20 protein-coding genes and 1 tRNA gene are annotated in these 24,442 nt (G+C 45.3%); 1 reads left to right on the forward strand and 20 read right to left on the reverse strand.

Translation table 11 applies throughout. The features are described 5' to 3' along the window. Positions 1–149: 149 nt before the first annotated feature. The 12 genes from A5295_RS01270 to A5295_RS01325 all read right to left on the reverse strand — a co-directional run bounded on the left by A5295_RS01270 (position 150) and on the right by A5295_RS01325 (position 16,095). Positions 150–1,187: a class C sortase gene (locus A5295_RS01270; protein WP_064621508.1), complete on the reverse strand. Its 1,038-nt coding sequence runs from the start codon at positions 1,185–1,187 to the stop codon at positions 150–152. Between the two features lie 154 nt (positions 1,188–1,341). Then, entirely contained in the window at positions 1,342–3,183 is a 1,842-nt protein-coding gene (locus A5295_RS01275; RefSeq protein WP_064621509.1) for a SpaH/EbpB family LPXTG-anchored major pilin, read from the reverse strand. A 244-nt stretch (positions 3,184–3,427) separates the two neighbouring features. After that, the gene (locus tag A5295_RS01280; RefSeq protein WP_231875266.1) at positions 3,428–5,275 is read right to left on the reverse strand and encodes a hypothetical protein; all 1,848 of its coding nucleotides are present in this window, start codon (positions 5,273–5,275) and stop codon (positions 3,428–3,430) included. Positions 5,276–6,284: 1,009 nt separating this feature from the next. After that, complete coding sequence (nusG, locus tag A5295_RS01285) at positions 6,285–7,181, reverse strand: transcription termination/antitermination protein NusG (protein WP_064621510.1); 897 nt, start codon at positions 7,179–7,181, stop codon at positions 6,285–6,287. Between the two features lie 26 nt (positions 7,182–7,207). Next, positions 7,208–7,435, reverse strand: coding sequence for a preprotein translocase subunit SecE (gene secE / locus A5295_RS01290; protein WP_004106254.1), 228 nt, complete (start codon positions 7,433–7,435; stop codon positions 7,208–7,210). A 36-nt stretch (positions 7,436–7,471) separates the two neighbouring features. After that, a tRNA-Trp gene (locus A5295_RS01295) sits at positions 7,472–7,547 on the reverse strand. Between the two features lie 156 nt (positions 7,548–7,703). After that, positions 7,704–8,942 carry a pyridoxal phosphate-dependent aminotransferase gene (locus tag A5295_RS01300; protein ID WP_064621511.1) on the reverse strand — a complete coding sequence of 413 codons (1,239 nt, stop codon included), beginning with the start codon at positions 8,940–8,942 and terminating at the stop codon, positions 7,704–7,706. 102 nt (positions 8,943–9,044) lie between these two features. Then, the gene (gene proB, locus A5295_RS01305) at positions 9,045–10,190 is read right to left on the reverse strand and encodes a glutamate 5-kinase (RefSeq protein ID WP_064621512.1); all 1,146 of its coding nucleotides are present in this window, start codon (positions 10,188–10,190) and stop codon (positions 9,045–9,047) included. 25 nt (positions 10,191–10,215) lie between these two features. Next, positions 10,216–11,898 carry a GTPase ObgE gene (gene obgE / locus A5295_RS01310; protein ID WP_004109148.1) on the reverse strand — a complete coding sequence of 561 codons (1,683 nt, stop codon included), beginning with the start codon at positions 11,896–11,898 and terminating at the stop codon, positions 10,216–10,218. Between the two features lie 135 nt (positions 11,899–12,033). Continuing rightward, a complete protein-coding gene (gene rpmA, locus A5295_RS01315; RefSeq protein WP_004106248.1) occupies positions 12,034–12,285 on the reverse strand; it encodes a 50S ribosomal protein L27 in 252 nt (83 codons plus the stop codon). A gap of 33 nt (positions 12,286–12,318) precedes the next feature. Then, positions 12,319–12,627, reverse strand: a complete 309-nt coding sequence (rplU, locus tag A5295_RS01320; RefSeq protein WP_004111933.1) for a 50S ribosomal protein L21 — start codon at positions 12,625–12,627, stop codon at positions 12,319–12,321. 186 nt (positions 12,628–12,813) lie between these two features. Continuing rightward, a complete protein-coding gene (locus tag A5295_RS01325) occupies positions 12,814–16,095 on the reverse strand; it encodes an Rne/Rng family ribonuclease (protein ID WP_064621513.1) in 3,282 nt (1,093 codons plus the stop codon). Between the two features lie 393 nt (positions 16,096–16,488). On the opposite strand from A5295_RS01325, the gene A5295_RS01330 reads away from it, so the two are divergent. Then, entirely contained in the window at positions 16,489–17,430 is a 942-nt protein-coding gene (locus tag A5295_RS01330; RefSeq protein WP_012914484.1) for an AEC family transporter, read from the forward strand. A 47-nt stretch (positions 17,431–17,477) separates the two neighbouring features. Here the strand turns inward: A5295_RS01330 and A5295_RS01335 are convergent, their stop codons facing one another. The 8 genes from A5295_RS01335 to A5295_RS01370 form a co-directional block, all read right to left on the reverse strand. Continuing rightward, a complete protein-coding gene (locus A5295_RS01335) occupies positions 17,478–17,765 on the reverse strand; it encodes a hypothetical protein (RefSeq protein ID WP_004109139.1) in 288 nt (95 codons plus the stop codon). Between the two features lie 12 nt (positions 17,766–17,777). Beyond that, positions 17,778–18,131: a hypothetical protein gene (locus A5295_RS01340; RefSeq protein ID WP_064621514.1), complete on the reverse strand. Its 354-nt coding sequence runs from the start codon at positions 18,129–18,131 to the stop codon at positions 17,778–17,780. A 330-nt stretch (positions 18,132–18,461) separates the two neighbouring features. Next, positions 18,462–19,322, reverse strand: coding sequence for a KilA-N domain-containing protein (locus A5295_RS01345; RefSeq protein ID WP_004109131.1), 861 nt, complete (start codon positions 19,320–19,322; stop codon positions 18,462–18,464). 409 nt (positions 19,323–19,731) lie between these two features. Continuing rightward, positions 19,732–21,159 carry a Maf family nucleotide pyrophosphatase gene (locus A5295_RS01350; protein ID WP_064621515.1) on the reverse strand — a complete coding sequence of 476 codons (1,428 nt, stop codon included), beginning with the start codon at positions 21,157–21,159 and terminating at the stop codon, positions 19,732–19,734. Between the two features lie 43 nt (positions 21,160–21,202). Continuing rightward, positions 21,203–21,556, reverse strand: coding sequence for a hypothetical protein (locus tag A5295_RS01355; protein ID WP_064621518.1), 354 nt, complete (start codon positions 21,554–21,556; stop codon positions 21,203–21,205). Positions 21,557–21,566: 10 nt separating this feature from the next. After that, the gene (locus A5295_RS01360; protein ID WP_064621516.1) at positions 21,567–21,875 is read right to left on the reverse strand and encodes a hypothetical protein; all 309 of its coding nucleotides are present in this window, start codon (positions 21,873–21,875) and stop codon (positions 21,567–21,569) included. A 55-nt stretch (positions 21,876–21,930) separates the two neighbouring features. Further along, complete coding sequence (thrB, locus tag A5295_RS01365) at positions 21,931–23,007, reverse strand: homoserine kinase (protein ID WP_064621517.1); 1,077 nt, start codon at positions 23,005–23,007, stop codon at positions 21,931–21,933. 19 nt (positions 23,008–23,026) lie between these two features. Further along, entirely contained in the window at positions 23,027–24,409 is a 1,383-nt protein-coding gene (locus A5295_RS01370; protein WP_004109120.1) for a homoserine dehydrogenase, read from the reverse strand. Between the last annotated feature and the right edge of the window lie 33 nt (positions 24,410–24,442).

Genomic DNA, 24,442 nt, shown 5'->3' on the forward strand with positions numbered 1-24,442 from the left:
TACTATTGTTTTATAGTATATATTTCACGAAAATCAATGTCAATTTATGCTAAATTTTCACGAAATCAGGGGTAAATATATGCCGAATTTTCACGAAAATCAAGGTGTTATTTCTCTAAATCTTCGCGACACGCTGCATTACAGCAATTCTAAGCAGTTATATGTTTGGCATGAGCAAGTGAAGCAGCACGGCGGTGGCGCTTGCGAACCGCGGCAATAATCATCGTCGTAAGAATCACAGCGCAACCAATAAGCGCGAGCACAAACATCGTCATCCAAAGCGGCCACTGCAACTTATCGCCCGGCGCGGAAACAGGATCCGGCAGCACGCGATAGCCTGTCACCAGCAATCTCTGCGTATTAACACCATACGGCGTACACGTAAGCAGCGTCGCCAGATCACGCCCATTCTCGCGTTGAAGTAACCTAATATCATGCGGATCGACCACGCTAATGCGGAATACCCTGTAACGCAACGTCTCCCCCTGCACGTCAAAGTAGAAGAAATCACCCTTCTTCAACTCCACTAAATCATCAAACATGGTTGCATTTGGCAAACCCGTATGCGCCGTCACAACAGCGTGACGCGTTTTACCCCCAACCGGCAAATCTGTGCCATACAAGTGTCCAGCGCCATACGCCAAAACCTCCTGCGAACTACCGTGGTAAATCGGCAGCTTAACGCCAATCTTCGGGATTTTCACAATACCCATAATCCCCATCGGCTCATCCAGCTGCTTCGCATACTCCTTATACTCCGGCGTCTTCATATAATCCGTCGTGCCATCGTACGGATCAGCCGTAATAATCGACTTGTGGCGCGCATTATAACGACGAGCCGCGTTCAAAATCTTCTCTCTAGCGCTCGCAGTTTGCTTACGACTCAAACGGTCGTACGCAGAGGAAATCTCCTTCGACACCTTGTTATTCCACAACGTTGACGCAATCGGGTACGTGAAGCACAGAATCGCTGCAAGCGCGAGAACGATTGGCTCTAAAATACGGCGGAGTTTGGATTTGGGTTTTTTAGCGGGTTTTGTTGCAGTTGCGGAGACTGCGGTTTGCGTTGCTGTGGAGGCTGGTGTTGTTTCGGTTGCAGAAGCGACGGGTTTTGCTTGAGCGACGGGTTTTGCTTTGAGTTGCTTGAAGAAAGCATATACTTTAACAACAGCGTCGTTTAATTTCATGCTTCTTCCTTGTATAACGTTTATACACGTAAATTTTGTTTCAAATTACGCGTGAAAACACACGTTTTTAGAGCAAGTGAGTCTAGGATTTAGTTCAGTAAACCCTAGACTCACACTTTGCTATTAGACTACAAGACCAGCTTTAGAAAGCGGATCAAGCGTTCTGCTGCTGTTCCTCTTCTTTGCGATTGCGCATGTAGAGGAACACGCTTGCTGCAATCAAGCCCATGCCAGCAAGCGCAAACAGAATCACGCCAGCAGCACCAGTTGCAGGAAGATTGAACCAGAACTTGTTACCGCCTTTTTCACCATGCAACGGAATGTTAGGGAATTTCAAAGTATCAGGATTATCGTTGGTAGTTGTATCCTTAACAGTTATTTCCTTAACCACAGGAGACAAAGCAAATCCTTCAGGAGCCTTAACCTCAACAACATACAGCGTTGAACCAGCTTCAGCCTTGTAAGGATTAGAGAATTTACCGCCTTCAACAGTAGTTTCATCAAATGCAGAAGCGGCCTTGCAAGGACTATCTTCCGCATCTACTGCTGTATTTTCCTTAAGAGACTTGGTGCACAAATCTGCTTTCTCTTTGTCAGTAAATATCTTGAATTCAGCACCAGAAAGCTTTTTACTCTCATCTTCAGAATTGTACTTATCAACCTGCAAATAACCAAACTTGACTGTAGGCTTACTGCCATCAACATTAGGAATTATAGGATTCGGTGCAGTAGTACCCTCATCATGAGCTGGGAAGAAGCCAGACTTATTAGTAATAGTCTTATCTGTAGTAGAATCCTTGAAGGCTTTACTTATGTCAAACGCAAGCTCAACCTCAACTTGAGGAGCCTCAGATCCAGCAGCAACGTTATTCAACTTAGAAGCAATTTTCTTCAAACCTGCTTCAGTGAACTTCACAAGAATGCGAGTGTGACCAGCAGCAAGACCTTTAGTATCTCCAGCTGTAGTAATCTCAGCATTATCAGAATTAGCCGTTGCAGTAACGGTGTAGTCGTTGTTCTCACCCTTAGTAAAGGTAGAATCACTACCTATACCGAACTTTACAGACTGCACAGCAGCATCAAGTCCCTGATTATTAGGTTCTGTAAACGCTGAGGTTGGAGCATCATCGAATACCGCGTAATCCGTGAGATTCTTCTCAGTCAAATCCTTGCCAATCTTAGTCTTGTTCACCTTCGCGGTAATTGTGTAGTAAATTTTATCTTTTACACCAGCAAAAATGTGAGATTTATCAACATTCTTCTTAATTGCAGAAGAAAGATCAATATTCTTTGGCTTAACTACAGGATTATACTCATACACAGTTGTGGTCTTGCCATTATCAGTCTTCTGTTCAATCAAAGGCAAAGTCATGTAGAAACTACTGAAATCGTAAGCACCATAACCATCAGGAACCTTCTCAACAATCTTATACAAACCAACAGCAAGATTATTAAGTGTAGACTTACCATCCTTGTCTGTAGCAGTCATATTGTGCACATCAGTTCCAGTTCCAAGAGTTACAACTCCAGCTTCTTCCGGATGAGCGTTTAGCTTAGAAACAATACCAGCAATCTTCTGCCAAGAATCATACTGAGCAAGATTCAAAGTAACATCATTAGTTCCTTCCTTAATGGATGCAACTTTAGTTACAGTGAAACTAACATCTTTAAGAGGTTCAAAACCAGCAGGGCAAGATGTATCTTGCGTTTTGCCTGTCTCATTAGATGCGGACGCATTAGCAGTACTAGACGAAGCAACGGTAGTAGTAGTTGTAGAGACATCCTTTTTCTTGCACTTAACAATAGTTAAACTACCGCTCTGCGGAGCTTTACTCTCCCACGGAGCCTTAGGATCCATTTTAACAGAAGGTTGTGGAACACCCGGCTTACTAGCCCACGCAACCCCAGCCACAGTTACAGCGCCGGCGACGCACAGCGTGCCAGCCATCGCAAGCGACGCAACCGCCGCCACGAATTTATTAGTGAACTTTTTCATGTTCACTCCTTTCGTATGCCGTTTTACAGCAAGTAGAGAATTAGTTTGCATTGATCATGCTCTTGCGAGTAAAGTTTTAAAATTTTTGGCATTTACCTTGTGTTATCACGCTCCCGAATCCCGAAAGACTGCGCAATAAAACAATACGCAATAAAACAATGCGCGAAACAGGAAGGCTTGATGCGCAAATGCGTACGTAGTCGCCTTATGCGAAGCACAGCGAGTAAATGCATATACAACTGCTTCATACGTGATTGCATAAGCCTCGCCGCCTTCCCAAAATTAATTTGCGAGCGCGCTCACTTTGACTTACCACAAAGCCAGCAGCCAGCAGATTTACCAACAGAGCGGCAAGAATACCAAACTGCAAATTCCAACTCTGCCCGCCCGTGTGCGGCAAAGTAAAATTACTCGCCAAGTGAATATCGAGCTTGAAAGCAGCAAAATCCTTCTTTTCTTTAAAAGACGCTGGAGTAGCAGTTAGCGCAGATTTTATTGAATCAGGCGTTAGACTGTCAGCCTTAGTATTTTTTATTGCATCATCAAACGTAGTGAGTGCTTTAGGCTTCAACGCGTACACAACGCACTGGTAATCGCCAACCTTAGTCGGCTTTATGCTCACTTCCTTATCAGTTCGCGCAGCCACTTTTTTACTTGGATCAACCGACTCGCAAGTCGCCTCCCCTTCTTTACTAGAGTTACACGTATTTTGCTTCGTATCCTCAGGCACACTCAACACCAGACCTGCAGGACTACTGCTCCAAGTCTTGTATTCAAGAGCATCAGCAGGTTGCGACGATTCAGAAGATTGCTCAGATTGCGAGCCAGTACCGCTAGTATTAGCAGCACTTGAGCCACTTCCAGCAGAACCACTTTCAGCAAAGCTATTACCCCCAGTAGAAGTACCACTACCACCAGAAGCATTATTCTTCTTCTCGCTCTTCGAGCACAGCACGCGCAACGTAATCTTCTTCGTGCTATCCGCCGCAGAAGTAGCATCAACAAACGGCTTAAGCTCCATACCGAGCATCGCAGAAATATTGTTATTGCTGCTAGTCAACGCCGCTGGCAACGAACCCGTGCCGTTTTTAAACGGATACACTTTCAGCGTAAGATCATTATCACCAATTTTTGGCTTTGGCTTATCTCCAAACTGGATTATTACAGTCTTATAATCCCAGTCAACGCCTTTCGCAATAGATGTTTTATTGTCCCACTTATCTTCAACAATGTTTCGTTCTGGATTATCGAACAATAACTTCATATCTGTATTAGTTTTGACTCTTTTGCCAAACTCTTCTGCCAATTTAGACGATTGTGGCTCTTTATGAGTTGATAAGTCTTGTTTTAAGTCAACATCCTTAATAGCAAACACTTTGCACTCAAAAGTGCCAGTCTCTTTAGGTGTGCCACTAATCCAGCTTTGAGAGCGCTCAGTATAATCATCATTCTCATACACAGCAGAATTCTCTGCATTTTTATCAGGTCGATTCTGATTTTCCATATGCTTGAACTGAGTCTGCGTAACTAAACTCAAACCATTAACACGGTCTGACGTATAATTATCGCTACCATTTTCATGGCAAATCATACGGTGATAGATAGAACCAGGCTTATCTGTCGATTTCGATTCAATAAAAAGCTTATTAATAGAATCGTAAGTATCTTTCTTATCAGTACTGTCAGTAGTACTGCCGTCAGCACCTCCGCTAGGAGCTGAACCTTTAGACTTTGGTTTTATAATAATTTTATTACCACTTACCGCAACACCATCCTGCGCATTCCCAAAATCGTATAAGCTAAGCGACAAATCACCGGGCTGAGCCTTAGGCAAATCATCCTTAGCAAGTATCGCTTTAATCCTAGTTTTGGGTTTAGAACCACCTGGATAATGTATTACAACATAAAACCTATATGTATTAGCTACTAACCATTTGCTCGCAAAAAAACGTATAGAACCATCGCTATTTTTCGTAGATTTAGCAGTGTAGCTATCATTCTCACCCTTGAAAAAAGCATACTTTACAGAATCATCACTTTTAGCATACTCTTCCAACCCAAGCCACACGCCAGCAGGTAATGTTTGCTGCACTTTACCTGCAACTTTTATTGTTGGAATAATAATCTGAGGAACCCTATTATAAGGCTCGCCATTCTTACTTTTAATGTTTATTGTTTTATTACCATAAGTAATGCTGTAGCATTTTTCAGGAGTATTATACCTNTCTMTTATWCWYRYMYGCTTCCGGAAGTTCAGGCTTTTCATTCGCGCCTCTGTCAGTGCCTTTAACAGCTTCCGCAGAATCAGCAGCTTTATTTTTAGCATCTTTAACGTTTTTCTTTACATCAGAATCAGTCGACTTAGCCTTATCAACACCATTGTTACTATCAGACTTCTGCTGCTTTTCAACGGGCTTCGATTCCTTATTATCTTTATTTAAAGTACTTGAAGTATCAGTATTTTTCTTATTAGGCTCAGTAGTATTATTAGATTCACTCTGCTCAGACTGCTTATTCGATTCACCATCGTTTTTAGTAGAACCAGCCTTCGCACCCTCAGCCTTCTCAGTAGAAGTAGCACTTTCGCCAGCACTCAACGCATAAGTTGGAGCAATCACAAAAGTAGCAAGCAACATTGTAATTGCCACGAAAAAAGCAAATAACGAACGGCGAATTGAGCGCACTAGTCGAAGGAAACGGCTAAATATATGCGAATTAAACATATACACCTACCTTCTAATTCGCCCTCTTATATCATAATGTCGTTATTACAACGGCACTGAAAAACTCGAATTCTCGCTAAAATTCTCTGCTAAAAACGCTCTTCTCAAACACTCAGCACTATACCCCCCCCACGCCTATTTGCAAGCCAAACTAAATATTTGGAAATATTTATTATTTACATTGATAAAAGCACTGTAATTGCAAGAAAATTTAGGATTATTTCCCCATTTTACGGCGTGTCGCGGTAAATAAACAAAACTAAGCAAAAGCAAGCAAAGCAAAAAACAAAAAATAAACAAAACAAAAAACCGGAGTGCAATACGCACCCCGGTCTATAAAATCTACAAAAGCTAGCTACAAAAGCCTAGGCTTTCAGCTCAAACAATCGGCTCAACTTGGTTAAACCCAAGCTCCACAGGAGTTTCACGTCCAAAGATGGAAACCAACACCGTAAGCTTCTGAGTTGTAGGCTCCACGTCCGAAACCACAGCTGCCATCGTTGAGAATGGACCATCAGTAACTGTTACCTGATCGCCAACCTTGTAAGCAACCTCAACCTTACGCTTACGTGCTGCAGCCGGCTTATCGCCAGCATTCTTCAAAGCTTCAGAAGCAATCATCGGAGCCATCATTGACACAACTTCCTTGCGGCTCAATGGTGCAGGCTCTCTAGAAGGACCAACGAAACCAGTCACACCCTCAGTCTCGCGCACAATGCGGCGAGCGTTCTCATCCGGCCACATGCGAATCAACACATATCCTGGCACACGCACGCGGGTAATAACCTTCTTACCCTTTTCCGTATGCTTCTCGACTTCTTCCATAGGAACTTCGATCTGGAAAATCTTATCTTCCAAACCAAAGTTCTGCACGCGGGATTCAACGTTAGTTTTTACGCGCTTTTCGTAACCAGAATACGTGTGAAGAACGTACCACTTGCCTTCCAAAGTGCGAAGTTTCTTAGAAAATTCTGCTACAGCGATTGCGCCGGCATCAGTCGGGTCGGCTTCGTTCGCATCGTCAGCATCAGTAGTTTCATCAGCATCGCTAGTTTCGCCAGTTTCGTTAGAAACATCAGCAACACTGTCAGCAGCAGCGCCATCAGCTACATCAGCTGCAACATCAGCAGATTCCTCATCCACATCAGCTTCAACGGACTCGCTAGAAGCAGCAACTTCATTATTCACAGCTGATTCGTTTGCTTCGTCAGCATCATGAGAAGCAAAAGCCTCATCAGCTTCACTTGCTTCTTCGAGATTGAATTCATCAGTCATCTTGCATACACCTTCAAAATTTCAACTCAGCCGAACAGCCACATTACGGACTTACCCAAACCGAAGTCCATGCAGGTGACGAAAGCCATCAAAAATACAACAAATATGAAAACTGCAGACGACCAAGCAAACAACTCTTTGCCATGAGGTGCAATAACCTTGCGCGTCTCGTCAATAGTTTGCTTAACGAACATGCCAATACGCACGAACAAGTTATGCTTTACTGCTTTCTTAGTACTGCGTGCCTGCGCCATGCTTGAATCCTTCGTGTAAAAACTTGAACAAAAAACTGGCAGGGACGGCGGGACTCGAACCCACAACCTACGGTTTTGGAGACCGTTGCGCTACCAATTGCGCCACATCCCTAAGGTGAACTTGCTCATCATACCCCAAAAGGAACGAAATAGCAAACCGCCAGATAGACATACTATCTCATGGGCATGATTTCGTTATATCATCGCACAAAAGCGAGTGTCGCGTTTTGCATGGCAAGCAAGTTCTTATTTTGCAATACATACTTGCTTAAGCTTCAACCCACTTCTTCATGCGACGCATGCCCTCAGCAAGCTGGTCGTCAGCAAGAGCGCAAGAGAATCGCAAATATCCAGGAGCACCAAAAGCCTCTCCTGGAACCGCAGCAACATGCGCTTCGTCAAGCAACATTTCAGCAAATCGAGAAGAAGTATGCGGCACTTCGCGATGCTCCCCAAGCGGACACTCAAGCAGTGCCTCAACGTTAGCAAACGCGTAAAAAGCACCGTGAGGAAGAGGGCAAGTAACGCCGTCAATATTGTTCAACGCTTCCACAATCGCTTTGCGTCGAGCATCGAAAGCCTCACGCATAGTGGCAACCACGTCTAGCGAACCGCCGACTGCAGCAATTGCTGCACGCTGTGAAATATTAGAAACATTAGAAGTCATATGGCTTTGAAGCTTAATTGCAGCTTTAGCAACATCTTCCGGCGCCACCATCCAGCCAACACGCCAGCCAGGCATTGCGTAAGTTTTCGCAACACCATTCAAAATCAGCAGCTGCTCGCGAATTTCCGGCACCTCGACGCCAATATACGAAGTCGAAATGCCGTCGTAATGCAAGTGCTCGTAAATCTCATCAGAAATAACCCAAATATGGTGTTTTACAGCCCACTCGCCGATTGCGCGAATAGTTTGCGCGCTCCAAATAGCACCTGTAGGATTCGAAGGCGAAGTTACGATAATTGCGCGCGTGCGTGAAGTGCGAGCGGACTCAATTGCCTCAATATCTGGCTCAAAACCGCGATCTGCACCTGCCAAAACCGGCACAGGCACGCCGCCTGCAAGCTTTACTGCTTCCGGATAACTCGTCCAATACGGAGCTGGAATAATAACTTCGTCGCCATCATTTAAAAGAATTTGGCAAGCTTCGTACACAGCTTGCTTTCCGCCGTTTGTAACTACGACTTGATTTGAGGAAACTTCGTATCCGGAATCTCGCTGCACTTTACGAGCAATTGCTTCTCTAAGCTCAGATAAACCTGCAGTAGCAGTATAACGATAGTTGCGCGGATCTTTACACGCTTGTGTTGCAGCATCAACAATGTAAGAAGGAGTAGGAAAATCTGGCTCTCCTGCACCAAAGCTTACGACGTCAATTCCGTCAGCTTTCATAGCTTTTGCCTTGCCGTCTACTGCCAAAGTTGCGCTCGGAGCGACTCGGTTAATACGCTCGCTTAATACGCGCCAATTTTCTGAGGATGAAGTTTCTGCAATATTCTCTGCCATGATTTACAGTGTAACCTTAAGCCGCGAAACGGGCGAAACAAGCGAAACTGTCGAAAACACCAAACCAACCGATGAAATCGACAAAACACAAGCCGCTAGCAATTACACAAGCACGAGATTATCGCGATGAACCACCGGATGCGCATACTGACGGCCGAGTGATTCTTCAAGCTCATCGCTCGTACGCCCCATAATCTCCGGAATTTCCTCCGCGTCAAAAGCCACTAAACCCTTAGCCAAATGGTTACCCTGCTCATCGTCAATCCACACAGAATCCGTCGCCGAAAACTCGCCGCGCACACCAACAATACCAGCCGCAAGAAGGCTCGCACGTCCGCCGCGCACAGCTTTAGCAGCACCAGAATCAACCACCAAAGTTCCGTGCGGATTAGACGCAAACCCAATCCAAAGTCGCCTAGAAGAATCGCGCGTATGCACCGGCGCAAACACAGTGCCAACAGCATCTCCAGCCAGTGCCGGACCAGCATTTCCAGCGCAAGTAAGCACGGTTGGAATACCCGAAACTGCCGCCACATGCGCGGCTTCCAGCTTCGTCACCATACCCCCAGTACCTACACCCGAAACGCTTGCGCCAACTTTCACTTCTTCTAAAGCACGCGTCACATCTGGCACAAAGCTCACTCGTTTTGCGCCAGGTTCGCTAGGCGGCGCAGTATAAAGCGAATCCACATCTGTAAGCAGCACAAGCGCTTCTGCACGCACAATATTCGCAACTAATGCTGCAAGTCTGTCGTTGTCACCGAATCGAATTTCGTTGCTAGAAAGCGCATCATTTTCGTTTACGATTGGAATTACGCCAAGTTCAAGAAGCCGCAGCATTGTGCGCTGAGCGTTACGGTAGCGAGACGGCGAAATAGTAACGTCCGCAGTAAGAAGCATTTGCCCGACTCTGAAACCAAATTGCGAAAATGCTGCTTCGTATTGAGCCATAAGCAATCCTTGACCAACTGAAGCTGTTGCCTGCTGAGTTGGCACATCTTTAGGACGCTCATTAAAGCCGAGCAAACCAAATCCAGCTGCAATTGCACCAGAAGACACAAGCACAATGCGAGCACCTTGCATTTGCGCGTGACTTATTGCAGTCACAAGAGCGCGCAACTTTTGCACATCCAGCTGCCCAGACGCGCTCGTAAGTGAGCTTGAGCCAACTTTTACAACGATTGTGCGCGCCTCACGAATTGAACACCGAACCCCATCTTCGGTAAGCTCAATTTCTGGATTATTCATAAGATTCCCCTTGACCTTGATTTTTCTAGTTTTTCTGCTCTTCTCCACGACCAAACAAACTATTTTCATCATGGCGATCGTCATCCACAGAAGGATCCGCCCAGTGACCCGACTTTCGCTCAGCCATCATCGCGTCTCGAACTGCGCTCTTTGCATCCATCATGCTGTGATAATCTCGTCTACGCTCAGCATTCGTGCGCCTTGCTCCGCGAGGATCGTTCGCTTCGATTCGCAAATCCTTGCCACGCGCACCCAAGTTAGCGCCGTCCAATCCTTCTGCACCGGCAGCGATACTTGGATCCCAGTCGAAGCAAACCATATGATTCCCAGTGCCAATACGAATTTCGTCTCCTGGACGCGCGCCCTTCTTGCGCAATTCATCCTCAACGCCAAGCTTTGCCAAGCGATCCGCCAAATAACCAACGGCTTCGTCGTTGTCGAAATTCGTTTGTATAACCCAGCGCTCAGGTTTTGCGCCAGTAACAGTGAACCAAAAATCACCATTTCTGTCTTCCTCGCGCTTAATTTCAAAGTCTGCACTATTTCCACGTCCATCATCGCGGCGACGACGCAAAGCTGAAGTCTGCTGCTCAAGAGGCTGGATGACAACACGCTCTTCTTCTCGTGCTGCTTCCTCGGCAGCGAGCTTCTCACGCATCTTTTCAACCAATCGTCCAAGCGCAAAACCGAGCTCTTTCAAGCCTTCGTGAGACGCGGTAGAAATCTCAAATACAGTCAATCCCATTTTCTCAAATTCACCGCGTACAAAATCAGCCAATTCTTTAGCTTCAGGCACATCGACTTTATTTAGCACAATAATGCGCGGACGCTCTGGAATTGGAATCGCACCCAACGGAAGCTCAAGCTTATCAGCGTATTGCGCAAGCTCATGCTCAAGAGCGTGGTAATCGCTAATGGGATCGCGATTTGGCTCCAGCGTTGCGCAATCGATTACGTGCGCAATAATTTCTGTGCGCTCAATATGACGCAAAAACTCAAGACCTAAGCCTTTTCCTTCGGAAGCTCCTGGAATTAAGCCTGGAACGTCTGCAATTGTGTAGCGATAGTTGCCGAAGCTTACAACACCTAGGTTTGGCACCAAAGTAGTAAACGGATAGTCAGCAATTTTCGGCTTAGCTGCACTAATTGAGGCAACTAAGCTTGATTTTCCTGCAGAAGGGAATCCAACTAAAGCTACGTCTGCGATAGACTTGAGTTCCAAAATTACATCGCGTTCTTCGCCAGGCTCGCCTAAAAGCGCGAATCCTGGGGCACGACGAGTTTTGTTTGCGAGTGCTGCGTTGCCAAGACCGCCGGCACCCCCCTGCGCCACAACGAATTTGTCTCCAACATGTTGCAAATCCGCCAAAACTTCGCCAGGTCGCTTTTGAGAGCCTGCGGCACCGCGTGCTGTAAAAACAACAGTTCCAACAGGCACTGGAAGCACTAAGTCTGCACCTTTTGAACCGTCTTTAGTGTCACCTAAGCCCATCGTACCGTTTTCTGCAGTGCGGTGAGGCATGAAGCGGTAGTCAAGTAAGCTGTTTGCGTTACGATCAGCTACAAAAATAACGGAACCACCGTCACCGCCATTACCGCCATTTGGACCTGCTAATGGCTTGTACTTTTCGCGACGAACTCCGGCAGATCCGTTTCCACCATCTCCGCCTTTTACATGCACTGTTACTCGGTCTACAAAATCACTCATACTGCTACCTTACTCGAAGATAAACACTTAAATTCTCGGGAACATGCGAGAACAAAAAAGCCGCACCGAACGGGGGTGCGGCTTAAACGTTTTATTGTCGACTTATTGTCGAATCTGTTTAGGCTTAGCTAAGATTCAGGCGGTAACAACGTCAACAACCTTGCGGTCGCGACGAATACCGAACTTCACATTGCCGTCCACCAAAGCGTACAGCGTGTGATCCTTGCCCAAAGCAACGTTCTGACCTGCGTGGAACTTAGTGCCGCGCTGACGAACGATAATGTTGCCAGCCACTACAGCTTCACCGCCAAACTTCTTAACACCAAGATATTGCGCTTGTGAGTCGCGACCGTTGCGCGAGCTAGACGCACCCTTCTTATGTGCCATCTCACTGTCCTTTCAGGTTTATAACACCGTCAATCAGGCGATGGCCGTGATCTTGACGAGAGTCAACTTCTGACGATGACCCTTGCGACGAGCCACACCAGTCTTGTTCTTATACTTCATAATGCTAATCTTTGGACCTTTGGCTTCGTCGTTCAAGACTTCTGCCTTCACCGTGATCTTAGCAAGATCCTTGGCACTCAAGGTTACCTTAGCACCGTCAACAACGAGCGCGACCGGGAATTCCACGGTATCGCCCTTCTTTGCATCGAGACGGTTCACGAGAATGGCGTCGCCAACCTCGACCTTCTCTTGATGGCCACCGGCCTTCACAATCGCGTACATAATTCGTTCCTTAGCTCAATTGAAAGCTTACTTTTGCCTTGCGCACAGCAAAACACGCGCGGCAAGACACCGACTATCAAAAATACACCTACCCATGTACTAACGTCAAGTCGCTAGATTCATGAGTCAATGCAGACAATATTCAATATTGTACTCAAGGCATATACTTAGTCACTATTCAGAGGCTCAATCATCACTTTCTGTAGTTTCTTGCATAATTTCCTGCGTATTATCTTGCGCAGTTTCCTGCATAGTTTCTTGCGTAGGTTGCTCCGCAGTATACTCAGCAATCTCTTGCGTAGTATCCTCTAAATTATTTTCAACTAAGTCTTCAGAAGTTTTATCCACTTCACTAGTTTCCGCGGTTTCGCCAGCATCCGCAACTTCGCTAGTTTCATCCGCCTTAGAAGATACAGACTCTTCATCAGAATTCAAAAAATTGCTATACTGCGTTTCTTCTTCAGATTTATGAGCTGCGTCAGTAATTACAGACGCGGCAGCTATACGCGCTAACTTAGCTCTCACTTCCGCACTAGAACCCTGCTGCTTAACAGGCGCAGGCTGTTCCGTTGCGCTTCCGTGACCATACTTGTTTGTTTTAACAAAAGGATCTCCGCCCTTAAGCGCGTAAGGATCTGCATATTCCGAAGAAACAGTAGGCTCATCGTGCAAAATAAACCCACGTCCCTTGCACGTTGGACACTCTTCAGAGAACGCTTCAACTAAGCCTTGACCAACGCGTTTACGCGTCATTTGCACAAGACCAAGAGACGTAACTTCAGCAACTTGATGCTTCGTGCGATCCCTAGCCAAGCATTCCAAAAGCCTACGCAAAACTAAATCGCGGTTCGCTGGCATAACCATATCGACATAATCGATCATGACCATGCCACCAATATCGCGCAAACGAAGCTGGCGCGCAATCTCTTCAGAAGCCTCCAAATTACAACGAGTAACCGTTTCTTCCAAAGACTTACCACGCCCAATAAATCGTCCAGTATTCACATCGATCGTAGTCATTGCTTCCGTACGGTCAATCACGATAGAGCCACCAGCCGGCAAATAAACCTGACGCTCCATACCCTTACGAAGTTGACTATCAATCTGCCACTTATCGAAAACGTCCTTGCCTTCATGCTCAGCAGGATCCCAATATTCAACCTTGCTGCGCAAATCTGGAGCCATCATCTCAAGATATTCATCAATTCGCTGACGCACTCCCTCGCCTTCAACAATAAGCTTTTGGAAGTCATCGTTGAAAATATCGCGCACAACACGAATTGCCACATCAGGCTCACCCTGTAACAGCTTAGGGCGCTTTCCATGCAAGTATTCTTCGCGCTTAGCTTCAATGCGCTCCCACTGCTTAACAAGCGAATCTAAATCTTTTTCAATCGACTCCTCGCTTGCGCCGTCAGCAGCAGTACGAATAATAACGCCCATATCTTTTGGTGCAATCTTCGACACAATAGCACGCAAACGCGAGCGCTCTCGATCCGAAAGCTTGCGACTCACACCGGTCATGCCGCCAGATGGCACAAGCACTAAGAAACGCCCTGCAAGAGTTACTTGCGAAGTCAATCGAGCACCCTTATGCCCAATTGGATCCTTAGTAACCTGCACAAGCACAGGATCACCAGACTTAAACGCAAGCTCAATCCTACGAGGCTGACCTTCAAGACGAGCCATATCCCAATTAACTTCGCCTGCATAAAGCACGCCATTCCTGGCTTGACCAATATCTACGAATGCCGCTTCCATGCTTGGAAGCACGTTTTGAATGCGCCCAAGATAAATATTTCCAACAGTAGCAACTTCTTGAATATCAGAAACATAATGTTCTACAAGAATATTGTCTTCAATAACGGAAATTTGCGTGTGGCGATCGCGCTCACGAACAACCATTAATCGTTCAACATTTTCGCGACGAGCAAGGAAATCTTGCTCCATAAGAAGGTTCTGACGGCTACGCTCACGTCTATTATCTCTACGTCGTTGGCGCTTTGCCTCAAGTCGCGTAGAGCCTTCAATATCCGTAATTTCGTCTATATACTGCTGCTTGCGCGAGCGGCGAGAAGTTAAGTCATCCTCGTTCGCATTAGTGTAGTCGGATGACTCTTCCTGAGAAGACGCGGAATTTGCGTCATCGGAGGATTTAGAACGGCGGCGACGACGGCGACGCGTATAAAGAGTTTCTTCCTCATCTTGCTCACGAAGTTCTTCTGGATCTGGAATTAAATCGCGATCTTCTTGAGAAACTTCATCTATTCTTGCGCGTTTTGTGCGAGAATTCGCGTCATCGTCAATATCATTAGAAATATCGATGTCAAAATCGCGGCTTTCGTTGCGACTTTCGTTGCGATCAGCGCGAGAGCTACGACGGCGACGACGGCGACGCGTAATCATTATTTCATCGTCATCGTTGCCATTATTCGCATTATAATCGTCGTTTATACCTCTGTTATCGCCTTCGTCACTGCTATTGCGGCTATCTCTGTTATCTCTGATATTGCTACCATCTCTGCTGCCTACTGCACCATTTTCATTTCGAGCGTCATCATCATTAGAGATGTTATTCGACATATTGCGACGATTAGAACGCCTATTTGAAGCATTTTCCGCAGATAAAATATCGCTAATATCAAGAGTTTCATCGATGCGCGTATCAATGGGAGCATAAACAATATTGTCGTATGCAAGATCCTCTTCAATTTGCTCAACTTCAGCTGCAGCACGTCGCTCAACAGCATTCAATCTGCGAGAACGGCGAGAACGCTGGCTTTTGCGAGTTTTTTCATCGCGATCATCTTGCGAATCCTGAAAATTCTTAGCGTACCCAGAATCTTGAGAATACATAGAATGACTTGTTTCACGCGATGTTTCACGACTATTCCCTCTGCCACTATCACGCTTTATTTCGCTTGAATTCTCACGTCTTTCAGAACGTGACTTGCGTTCGCTACTATCACGGCTATCATGACTATCGCGACTATCACGGCTATCGCGGCTGTTGCGTCCACCGCGCCTTCCGCGAGAAATATCACGTAAATCATCACGCAAATCATCATTCAAGACATCACGCGAGTTGTCACGCAAGTCATCACGCGAACTGCTGCTTTCTTCACTACGATTGTTCACTACCTTAGGAAGAACTGGCTCCTGGAATAGGAGCGAAGTTATCGGGCGCGATTTAACAACATGCGGCTCAGAATCCTTCGTACTAGAATCCTCAACTTTTAGTTCCATTGCTTCTCCAGCCGCACCGGCACCACGAGTAACTCGTCGACCGCGACGGCGACGCGTAACGCCAGAGCTTTGCTGCAAAGTATCGCCGGCAGCTATATTACTTTCCGCAAAATCTGTAGATTGCATTATTCCGGACATTTCCGCAGAAGTAGCGGTTTTAGACACAGTTCTACTATTTTCAGCTTCAGATTCATTGAAGCGTTCTCTTATTATTCTGGGCACTATGCTCCTCACGAGACGCTGCATCGCCTCGCATCCCTGGCTTTAAGTTGAGCACGCACGTGCGCGAGCCACCCCAAAGCTCTTTACAAAGTCTAGCTGCGCGACAGCGGACGCCAGCCTCGGAAAACGCTCACGAGGGGATCGACGCCATCGATTGCCTGGCGGCTTGCAGTGCCACCGCTCTCTAGTATGCCATATTGCCGAGTCAAATATATGACTCGTTGAATATTAAAATTTGCATCGCTGTTTTAAGCCAATTAGCAGTTACTAAAAATTCCAATAATTTCAAACTCATCCATAACGCACATAAAAGTTGCGTATCTCTCCTATAGTTACAGCATAGGTTCGCACGCATGCAATTTGCGTGCAATTAACGAATTTTGGAGGCAAGAAATGGGCTTAATCAGCGCAATGCAAGGCTTTTGCGTAATTGGCATTGTTATTGCTGCAGGCTATGTTACTGCTCGCATGCGCGTTGGCGGTTCACAGGCTCAAATGGTCCTAAATCGCGTAAGTTTTTTCGTTTCCAGCCCTTGCTTAATGTTTGCAATACTTTCTAAAGAGCCTATTTTTGAGATTTTTCACTCTTCGATTTTTGTTGCATTCTTTTCTGCAATGATTGTTGGAGTTGCGTTCGTGCTGCTTAATCGCTTTTGCTTCCATCTTCCTGCAGCCGACTGCACTGTAGGTGCTCTCAATTCTCTTTATTTAAATTCCAACAATATTGGCTTGCCGGTTGCGACTTATATTTTGGGAAATCCTGCGCTTGTTGCTCCGATTTTAGTTATGCAACAGGCTGTATTTACTCCTGTTGGTTTGACGGTTCTCGACATTACAACTACTGGAAAATGTTCGCTTAAACGCATCGCTCAGCAGCCTTTAAAACAGCCACTTTTAATTGGTTCGCTTGGTGGAATTATTATTTCTGCAATTTCCGCAAAAGTTGGCTACTTCCCTGTTCCTAATTTTCTTTACGATCCAATTAAGATGATTGGCGATTCTGCAGTTCCAATGATTTTAATGGCTTTTGGAATGTCGCTTTACGGAAGCAAACCTTTACGAAAAGATTCCAATCGCGCTGCTATTGCCACTGTTGCTGTGCTAAAAAATCTTATTATGCCTGCAATTGCATTTTTGCTAGCTTATTTTGTTATGGGTTTTCGCGGGGCGACTTTGTATGCGTGCGTTGTGCTGGCGGCACTTCCAACCGGTCAAAACGTTTACAATTATGCTGCGCGCTACAACGTCGGCTTAAGTTTTGCGCGCGACGGCATACTGTTTTCTACTGTCACTAGCCCAATTTGCATAGCAGTAATCGCCGCTATTTTGGGGTGATTAATCCGCGCGCAATCGTAGAACTTTGCAATCACAACACTTTGTAATCATCTTGCTTTTTGAGCAAGAAGCAGTTTGCATGCTTCGCGCACAACATCCCCAATCTTCACACCCTGCTTATCCGCAGAAGCTTTTAGAGCATCAGCATCTTCAGCAGATATACGAAAAGTTATAGGCAACATAGCTTCTTTGTAAAGAGGCGGTCTGCCGAGCGGCTTTTTAATACGCAAATTACCAGCTTTACCGTGATATTTGCCTTTTTCAGCATCACTTTCCCATTTATCAAGCATTTCATCAGTGACATCAACGCCACCTTCACCACGAAAATTAGCCATAATCACTCCTACCTATCTTCTACCAAAAATTTGTCTAATTTCTTCTTGACTAAATCCCATTTCAGCAAGAAACCTTTTAGTTGCAGGCACTACATGAAAAATAATCCATTCCCCATCTTCGCCCTTATATGCAATAAGTTCCGTAATAACTCCGCGAGAATCCCAAGCAAGTGAAAGCATCTGACTAGGCTCATATTCACCTTGCCTGGGAAGCTCGAAGATTCTCATTGTCAATAAAAGCGGAAAGAGCTCATATTCACCTTGCCTGGGAAGCTCTCTACAAGATGAGTTCCACATATTTATTACTTCAGTTTCGCTGAACCAAGGTCGTTTTCGAATAACTCTAGGATGCACTAAAACCTTCATAAATATTATCTCCCAACTCTCAATACTTTCGTATACGAAATATTATCACATTGTGCCAGAGATTATCAAAATATGGCTAATCGAACTAATAAAAGCATGCAAAAAGCCTAATGCAAATTGGCAAAAGTTGGAAGTCTGCTCTCAGATTCCGCAAAACTAACTCATACTTGGAAGTCTACTTCCAAATTGAAGCTACCTTTGCGCAGCTATCTTTGCACAGCTAACGAGTCGAGGCAAGAGAATCAAGACACGCGCGGAAACTGTACTGCACACGTACCAGAAGACGAGGTAAATATCAGCATTAAGTGCAGAATTAAAAAGTGATTAAACTCAACTTTTTAACACGGAATCCAAACTCTTTATTCCAGAATTATTCAAATTCTCAAGGGATAAAATCTGCGCTCGCGCCAAATTTCTAAGTTCCACCATTCGATCTTCCTGTGGTAAACCCTTAGAAATCAAAACAGCATTATAGCTTTCCATATTCGCCAATACCAGAAGTTCATTAATACTCGCCTCGTCTCGAATGTTTCCTTTTGACTTAGGATTTGCGTCTCTCCATTGCTTAGCAGTCTTATTAAACAATGCAACATTTAACAAATCTGCTTCATTTGCATACTTATACATCAACTGCTCAGAAGTCAAATCCTTCAACAAATATTCTTTAATAGCATCCGTATGAATCTTGTAATTAATCTTCGAAATCTCACGGTTCAAATTCCAATTCAACGAAAGCCTGGAACCCTCATCAGATTTAAGTCTTTGATAATCTTTGATAATATATAGTTCAAATTCTGCTGAGATCCAAGCCGCAAACTTAAATGCTATATCTTTATGAGCGTAAGTTCCGCCATTCTTACCAGATTTGGAAACTATGCCAATAGCATTTGTTGATTCTACCCATCTTTTAGAAGATAAAGTAAAAGCATTAGAACCAGCCTCATTCTTAAAGGAGTCGAATTCGACCCCTTTAAAATTAGGATTGTTAATACTCTCCCACAATCCCAAGAACTCAATAGTATTCTTCACTCTCAGCCAGTTTTTAACAACATCTTTAGGCTCTTCTTTGTTTTTATATCTCGCAATATCGGTTAAACTAACGTAATCATTCCTAAAATCTTCCGTATAAACCTGAATTGTAAAGCCTTTTGCTGTAATAATATCTTTTTTAATATTTGATGCATTAGACATAATTGCCCCCTAATATTTACGCAAATTTACGCAATTAGTTGCTTTATTTGATTTGTTTACTTTATTTCTATGCGCTTAACACAAAACCCATGAATCACAAGCAAAATTACAAAATCAAGCACAAGCCACAAAACATCTAACAACTAGCAGAAAACTAGCATGCACCAGCGCATAAGTAGTATTTTATAAGATTTCATAGATTAAAAGCAACGCAAACACGTAGATAAAATAAAAAAGTTAAGTCCCAAAACAATACTCTAAATAAAATTTCGCAAGTTGGAAGTCTACTTCCAAGTTTAGTGCAAAATGGCAAAAGTTGGAAGTCTACTTCCAAATTCCGCAAAACTAACTCATACTTAGAAGTCTACTTCCAAATTGAAGCTATCTTTGCGCACTTACCTTTGCGCAACTAGCGAATCGAGGCAAGAGAATCGAGACGAGCGCGGAACGACGGCCAATCAGTGCGCATTGCCGTAAGCAGCTTCAGCTTAGGCACGTCGTCAATCGGCACCCACTTAATTTCCATACTCTCGTCGTCGTGCGCGCAAGGATCCACACTATGCCCCGGCTTTTCAAACGCAAAAACCGTTGTATAACACCAATTTCCATGATCTTCGCGGTAAGCTCCAACAACTTCAATATCTCCCGAAGTGATATTTGCTTCCTCGAAAGACTCACGCAACGCGCCCTCAATCGCGCTTTCTCCGTCGGAAATTGCGCCACCAGGGATGCCCCAAGTGCCACCTTCAGCGCTCCAAAGAGCACGATGTTGCATCACAACGTGCGTCACGCGACCAGTTTCAGCATCTCGCCTAGCAAGCAGCACTCCAGCAGCTCCGTTATGACCCCAATGTCTGCGGCCACAATCGCAATGCACCCAGCCATCTCCCGGCTGATGCACATTTTCTTTAGGCACTTCCGTGGAAGTCGGATCATTCTTTTCGCCAGTTTCTTCCAAGCTTTCCTTATTCCACAAATCCGGCCAAGCGTATCCAAGCTCCGAAACCATTTGTCTCAGCAGCGGCAAGCTGATTCCAAGAACACCGTGAGGATCTCCATTAATGCTTTCAATAAAAGCTCCGCCAAAACCTTCTAGCGTAAAGGATCCTGCCACTTCCAGAGGCTCACCAGTTGCTACATACGCGCGAATTTCCGCGTCATTCATTTGCGCAAAAGTTACGCTTGCATGACTTGTTTTGCAAATAGTTTTGCCGGTTTTTGCGTCGATTAAGCAGTGACCAGTCCACAATTGTCCTGTTTTTCCACTCATCTGCTTGATTCTCTCAAATGCCACTTCAGGAGTATGCGGCTTTCCGTAGCACTCACCATCGAGTAAGAACATGGAATCGCAGCCAACAATCAGCACACCGCTACAATCATGAGAAGATTTACTCGTATATGCAAAATCGTGAATATCGAAAGTTTTTGTAGGAACAGTAACGCCTGAAAAATCGCGAGTTTGCGCCGTATCTACGTTATGCGTTACGTCTGATTGCGAATCGCTTGCTAAAGCATTACCAGCAGATTCAGAAGATTCAGATCCCGCAGGTTCAGCTTCCAGCGGATACCCCACAACTAAATCGCCACTAGCCGAAGCAGCCGCATCCGCCACACACTTCCACGCATGGTACACAGCTTGAGCTTTTGCACGAGCCAAAATAGAAACTCGCTGCTCAACGTTCAACTGCTCAACGCTCGTACCTCGCTCACTAGCGGCATCACGCAAAGCCGCCGGCTCATCCACTTCGCTTACGTGAATTACCGGAATCACGCCAGCGGCCGCCAAAACAGCCCTACGCGCTGGAGACTGTGAGGCCAAAATCAACGAAACTGTCATACCTTACTCTTCCTTTTTATCCTTCACACAGTCTATTTTCTGGTTACTGCAATACTGCCTGTAGCTGGCATTGTTCATTATGCATCTGAGCATCTCTCAAAATCAAAGACTGTAAATACTTGCTTTTATTTGGCATGCCATCTCTTTTAGCAGCGCGAGAAATATATTCACTCCAAGATTTAGGTACACGAAAACGCTCTTGAACACTGCTTTCGCGCCTTTCTTTTGAATTTGGTCTTCCTGGTCCAGATAAGGATGCAAATATTTCAGTTGCATCAGAATCTTCAGAAAGCAAAGTTTGCATAATTTTTGCAGCTTCTTCGCCAGAAAATTGCATTACAGGAGGATTATTTGGAACAGACACATTTTCATCAGCTAAATTCTCATACATATCCATTTCACTCACCTCATTTGCCCCATCTTTTCCAATATTTAAACCATTTATCAGTCAGATGCTCTACGTGAAACACCAAAAAATCTTTACCTTGAGGTCTTGCAAGCACTTCAATTAAATCATCCTTCCACGCACCTGGATGCCTTAAACATATGACTAGCGCAACGAATGTTCCGTTTGAACTAGGCGGATTTGACACATCATTAGGATTAACTAAAGCAAACCATATAGGTTCAGCCATAGCTTTTCGCATCTCTTCCTCATTTAGATGATCTTCATCAAAATGTTTGTATGCAGATTTGGGATCAAATCTAATAACCATTAACTAATTGTACCACAATTTATTGACTTGTTGCTTCATTACAACTTCACATAGGTTATTCGCGAGTTATTGCAACGCCAATAGAATCAACCTGCACATGCAAAACACGCCAGCCAGCCCGCGAAAGCCACGGCTCAGCAATTGAGTCGATTTTTTGAGCTGCACTCTTGTTGCACTCAGCGTCTCCTGCATAAAATACAGCAACGCACGATCCTGCTCCCGAAATCGCTGCAGCAAAACCATGCTCGCGCAACGTTTCCACTAGCTTCCATGAATCTTTCATAAGATTTGCACGATACGGTTGATGAAGAGCATCTTGAGTTGCTGCAAAAAGTAACGCATTTCTCGAAATATCAGATTTTACTGTGCCTAATTCATTTTCAGAATCGCTATTTAACTCACCAAAAGCAACCGGTAGCATTGCAACTCGCGACACGTTAAATATTGCGTCACCATACGGCACTTTTGCTGGAAGCGCGCGCCTAGCAAGCTCTGTAGAAAGCTCGAAATCAGGAACGAATACAGACACGGAAATATCTTGCGAAACTTTGTATCGTACAGTATGAAAACCGGTAGAAAGCGGAGCTTCGCAATCTCCAGCCACGCGCACAGAGCCTTTGCCTTCCCCAGCATCAAGCTTCCAGCTCATCGTCAAACCGCCAAAAACTGCAGGAGCAACATTGTCTGGATGACCTTCAATTGCGGCCGCGATTTCGAAAATTGCTTCGCGGTTAAGATCACCTTCGTGCGCAAAAGCCCAAGCAGCAGCAACTGCAGCAACAATCGCTTCTGCAGAAGAGCCCATACCGCGCGCTTGCGGAATCCGATTATGCGCTTCTAACGTAAATCGCAAGTTTGGCAGACCAAATATTTTACAAGCTTTGCGAAAAGTCGCTACAACTAGATGCGTTTCATCTTTTGGAAGCGTATCCTCGCCTTCGCCGTGAATAATTACGCGCACGTTTCCAGCATAATCGAGCGAATCAAGCGAATTTTTAGAATGATTATCATCCAGAGTAAAAACTAAAGAATCCGCATAATCAAGCGCAATACCGGCTGTATCAAAACCAGAACCAAGATTTGCGCTAGTCGCTGGCACGCGCACGGAAACACTGTTACACACTGGCTTCATACGATCACCTGCAGCTTCTCTACTTTATAACGCGCAAAACTAGCGGCTTTCCACACACAACATCCAACTTCTGCAAATCCTCACAAATAGCTTGAACTGCAGCTTCCGAACATTCGCGCACAAGCACGCGCACACTGCCAGGTCCACCAAGACCGCACTGTGGGCAATCCGAATCAGCTTCAGTTTGCGCATACTTAGCTTGGCACGCCGAAGCCAAACGCTCAGCCGCAACACCATGACCTGCAAAAACATCCATAACTTCGCCGCGCAAAGCCAAAGAAGTATCTTCCATATTGCAACGAATCACAAAATCTGCCCTAGTCTGCTCACTAGAAGCTGGCACATACTTGTTGTACATTGGCACGCCAAAACCGGAGCATCCGCGCACAAGATTTCGAGCCGCACTAACAACATCTCCAACAACAGCGCTTGCTGTTGGAGCGCCGCCGGCACCGCGTCCGTAGAACATTAAGTCGTCTGCAGCTTGAGCCTTAACAAATACAGCGTTAAAACTGCCGTGAACCGATGCCAAAGGATGTTCCGCACCAACAAGCGCAGGATACACACTAACGCTTACTCCTCCATACGAGTTTGGCTCGCCGTCGCCATCGTCGTCGCAGTGCCTCTCAACTGCCGCAAGAAGCTTAATCACGCGCTTTTCCGCGCTCGCTGCCGCAATATCTTCAGCCGTAATCGCGCTAATTCCCTCAACGGAAACATCGTCAATACTTACCGGCATTTGGAATGCAAGAGTTGCAAGAATAGCAGCCTTATTTGCAGCGTCGAATCCTTCAACATCTCCGGTTGGATCCGCTTCCGCGTAGCCTTTTTCTTGAGCTGCGCGCAAAGCCGAATCAAAATCAAGTCCTCGCACTGTCATTTCGTCAAGAATATAGTTTGTAGTGCCGTTTGCTATGCCAAAAATTTGCGTAATTTCGTCACCAATAAGAGACTCTCGAAGCGGACGAAGAATAGGAATCGCTCCTGCAACAGACGCTTCAAAGTACAAGTCAACTCCGTGACTTTCTGCACACTCGTATAATTCCGGACCGAACTTTGCAAGAAGTGCTTTGTTAGCTGTTACAACGGATTTTCCGTGGCTCAGCGCGCTTTTTACAAAGGTATGTGCCGGCTCAAGTCCGCCAATAAGCTCGACTATAATATCAATGTCTTCGCGAGTACATAAAGAGGCGGTGTCTGTAGTTAGCAAATCGCGCTTAATCCAAGGCACATTAACTTCCGCTGGGCGTAAGCACGCAACTGCTGCGAGCTCAATCTCAGCACCAGTTCGCTTCTTAAGCTCATTGAACTGTTCAACTATTAGTCGCGCTGTTTGAGACCCAACAGTTCCAGCCCCAAGTAGACCTACGCGAATAGTTTTAGTCGATTGATTGCTTTGCATAACTTTCGCCTCCTTCGTTGATTTATTTTATAT

It is taken from the genome of Gardnerella sp. 26-12, assembly GCF_001660745.1.
GTDB classification, from domain to species: domain Bacteria; phylum Actinomycetota; class Actinomycetes; order Actinomycetales; family Bifidobacteriaceae; genus Bifidobacterium; species Bifidobacterium swidsinskii.

Excerpts from the sequence above, each read along its gene's own strand:
- A5295_RS01335 (WP_004109139.1), bottom strand. The coding sequence starts at position 17,765 with ATGGCTAATTTTCGTGGTGAAGGTGGCGTTGATGTCACTGATGAAATG.
- rpmA (WP_004106248.1), bottom strand. The coding sequence starts at position 12,285 with ATGGCACATAAGAAGGGTGCGTCTAGCTCGCGCAACGGTCGCGACTCA.
- A5295_RS01270 (WP_064621508.1), bottom strand. The coding sequence starts at position 1,187 with ATGAAATTAAACGACGCTGTTGTTAAAGTATATGCTTTCTTCAAGCAA.
- A5295_RS01300 (WP_064621511.1), bottom strand. The coding sequence starts at position 8,942 with ATGGCAGAGAATATTGCAGAAACTTCATCCTCAGAAAATTGGCGCGTA.
- A5295_RS01275 (WP_064621509.1), bottom strand. The coding sequence starts at position 3,183 with ATGAAAAAGTTCACTAATAAATTCGTGGCGGCGGTTGCGTCGCTTGCG.
- proB (WP_064621512.1), bottom strand. The coding sequence starts at position 10,190 with ATGAATAATCCAGAAATTGAGCTTACCGAAGATGGGGTTCGGTGTTCA.
- A5295_RS01345 (WP_004109131.1), bottom strand. The coding sequence starts at position 19,322 with ATGTCTAATGCATCAAATATTAAAAAAGATATTATTACAGCAAAAGGC.
- nusG (WP_064621510.1), bottom strand. The coding sequence starts at position 7,181 with ATGACTGATGAATTCAATCTCGAAGAAGCAAGTGAAGCTGATGAGGCT.
- A5295_RS01330 (WP_012914484.1), top strand. The coding sequence starts at position 16,489 with ATGGGCTTAATCAGCGCAATGCAAGGCTTTTGCGTAATTGGCATTGTT.
- obgE (WP_004109148.1), bottom strand. The coding sequence starts at position 11,898 with ATGAGTGATTTTGTAGACCGAGTAACAGTGCATGTAAAAGGCGGAGAT.
- A5295_RS01360 (WP_064621516.1), bottom strand. The coding sequence starts at position 21,875 with ATGGTTATTAGATTTGATCCCAAATCTGCATACAAACATTTTGATGAA.
- rplU (WP_004111933.1), bottom strand. The coding sequence starts at position 12,627 with ATGTACGCGATTGTGAAGGCCGGTGGCCATCAAGAGAAGGTCGAGGTT.
- A5295_RS01370 (WP_004109120.1), bottom strand. The coding sequence starts at position 24,409 with ATGCAAAGCAATCAATCGACTAAAACTATTCGCGTAGGTCTACTTGGG.
- thrB (WP_064621517.1), bottom strand. The coding sequence starts at position 23,007 with ATGAAGCCAGTGTGTAACAGTGTTTCCGTGCGCGTGCCAGCGACTAGC.
- A5295_RS01350 (WP_064621515.1), bottom strand. The coding sequence starts at position 21,159 with ATGACAGTTTCGTTGATTTTGGCCTCACAGTCTCCAGCGCGTAGGGCT.
- secE (WP_004106254.1), bottom strand. The coding sequence starts at position 7,435 with ATGGCGCAGGCACGCAGTACTAAGAAAGCAGTAAAGCATAACTTGTTC.
- A5295_RS01355 (WP_064621518.1), bottom strand. The coding sequence starts at position 21,556 with ATGGATATGTATGAGAATTTAGCTGATGAAAATGTGTCTGTTCCAAAT.
- A5295_RS01340 (WP_064621514.1), bottom strand. The coding sequence starts at position 18,131 with ATGAAGGTTTTAGTGCATCCTAGAGTTATTCGAAAACGACCTTGGTTC.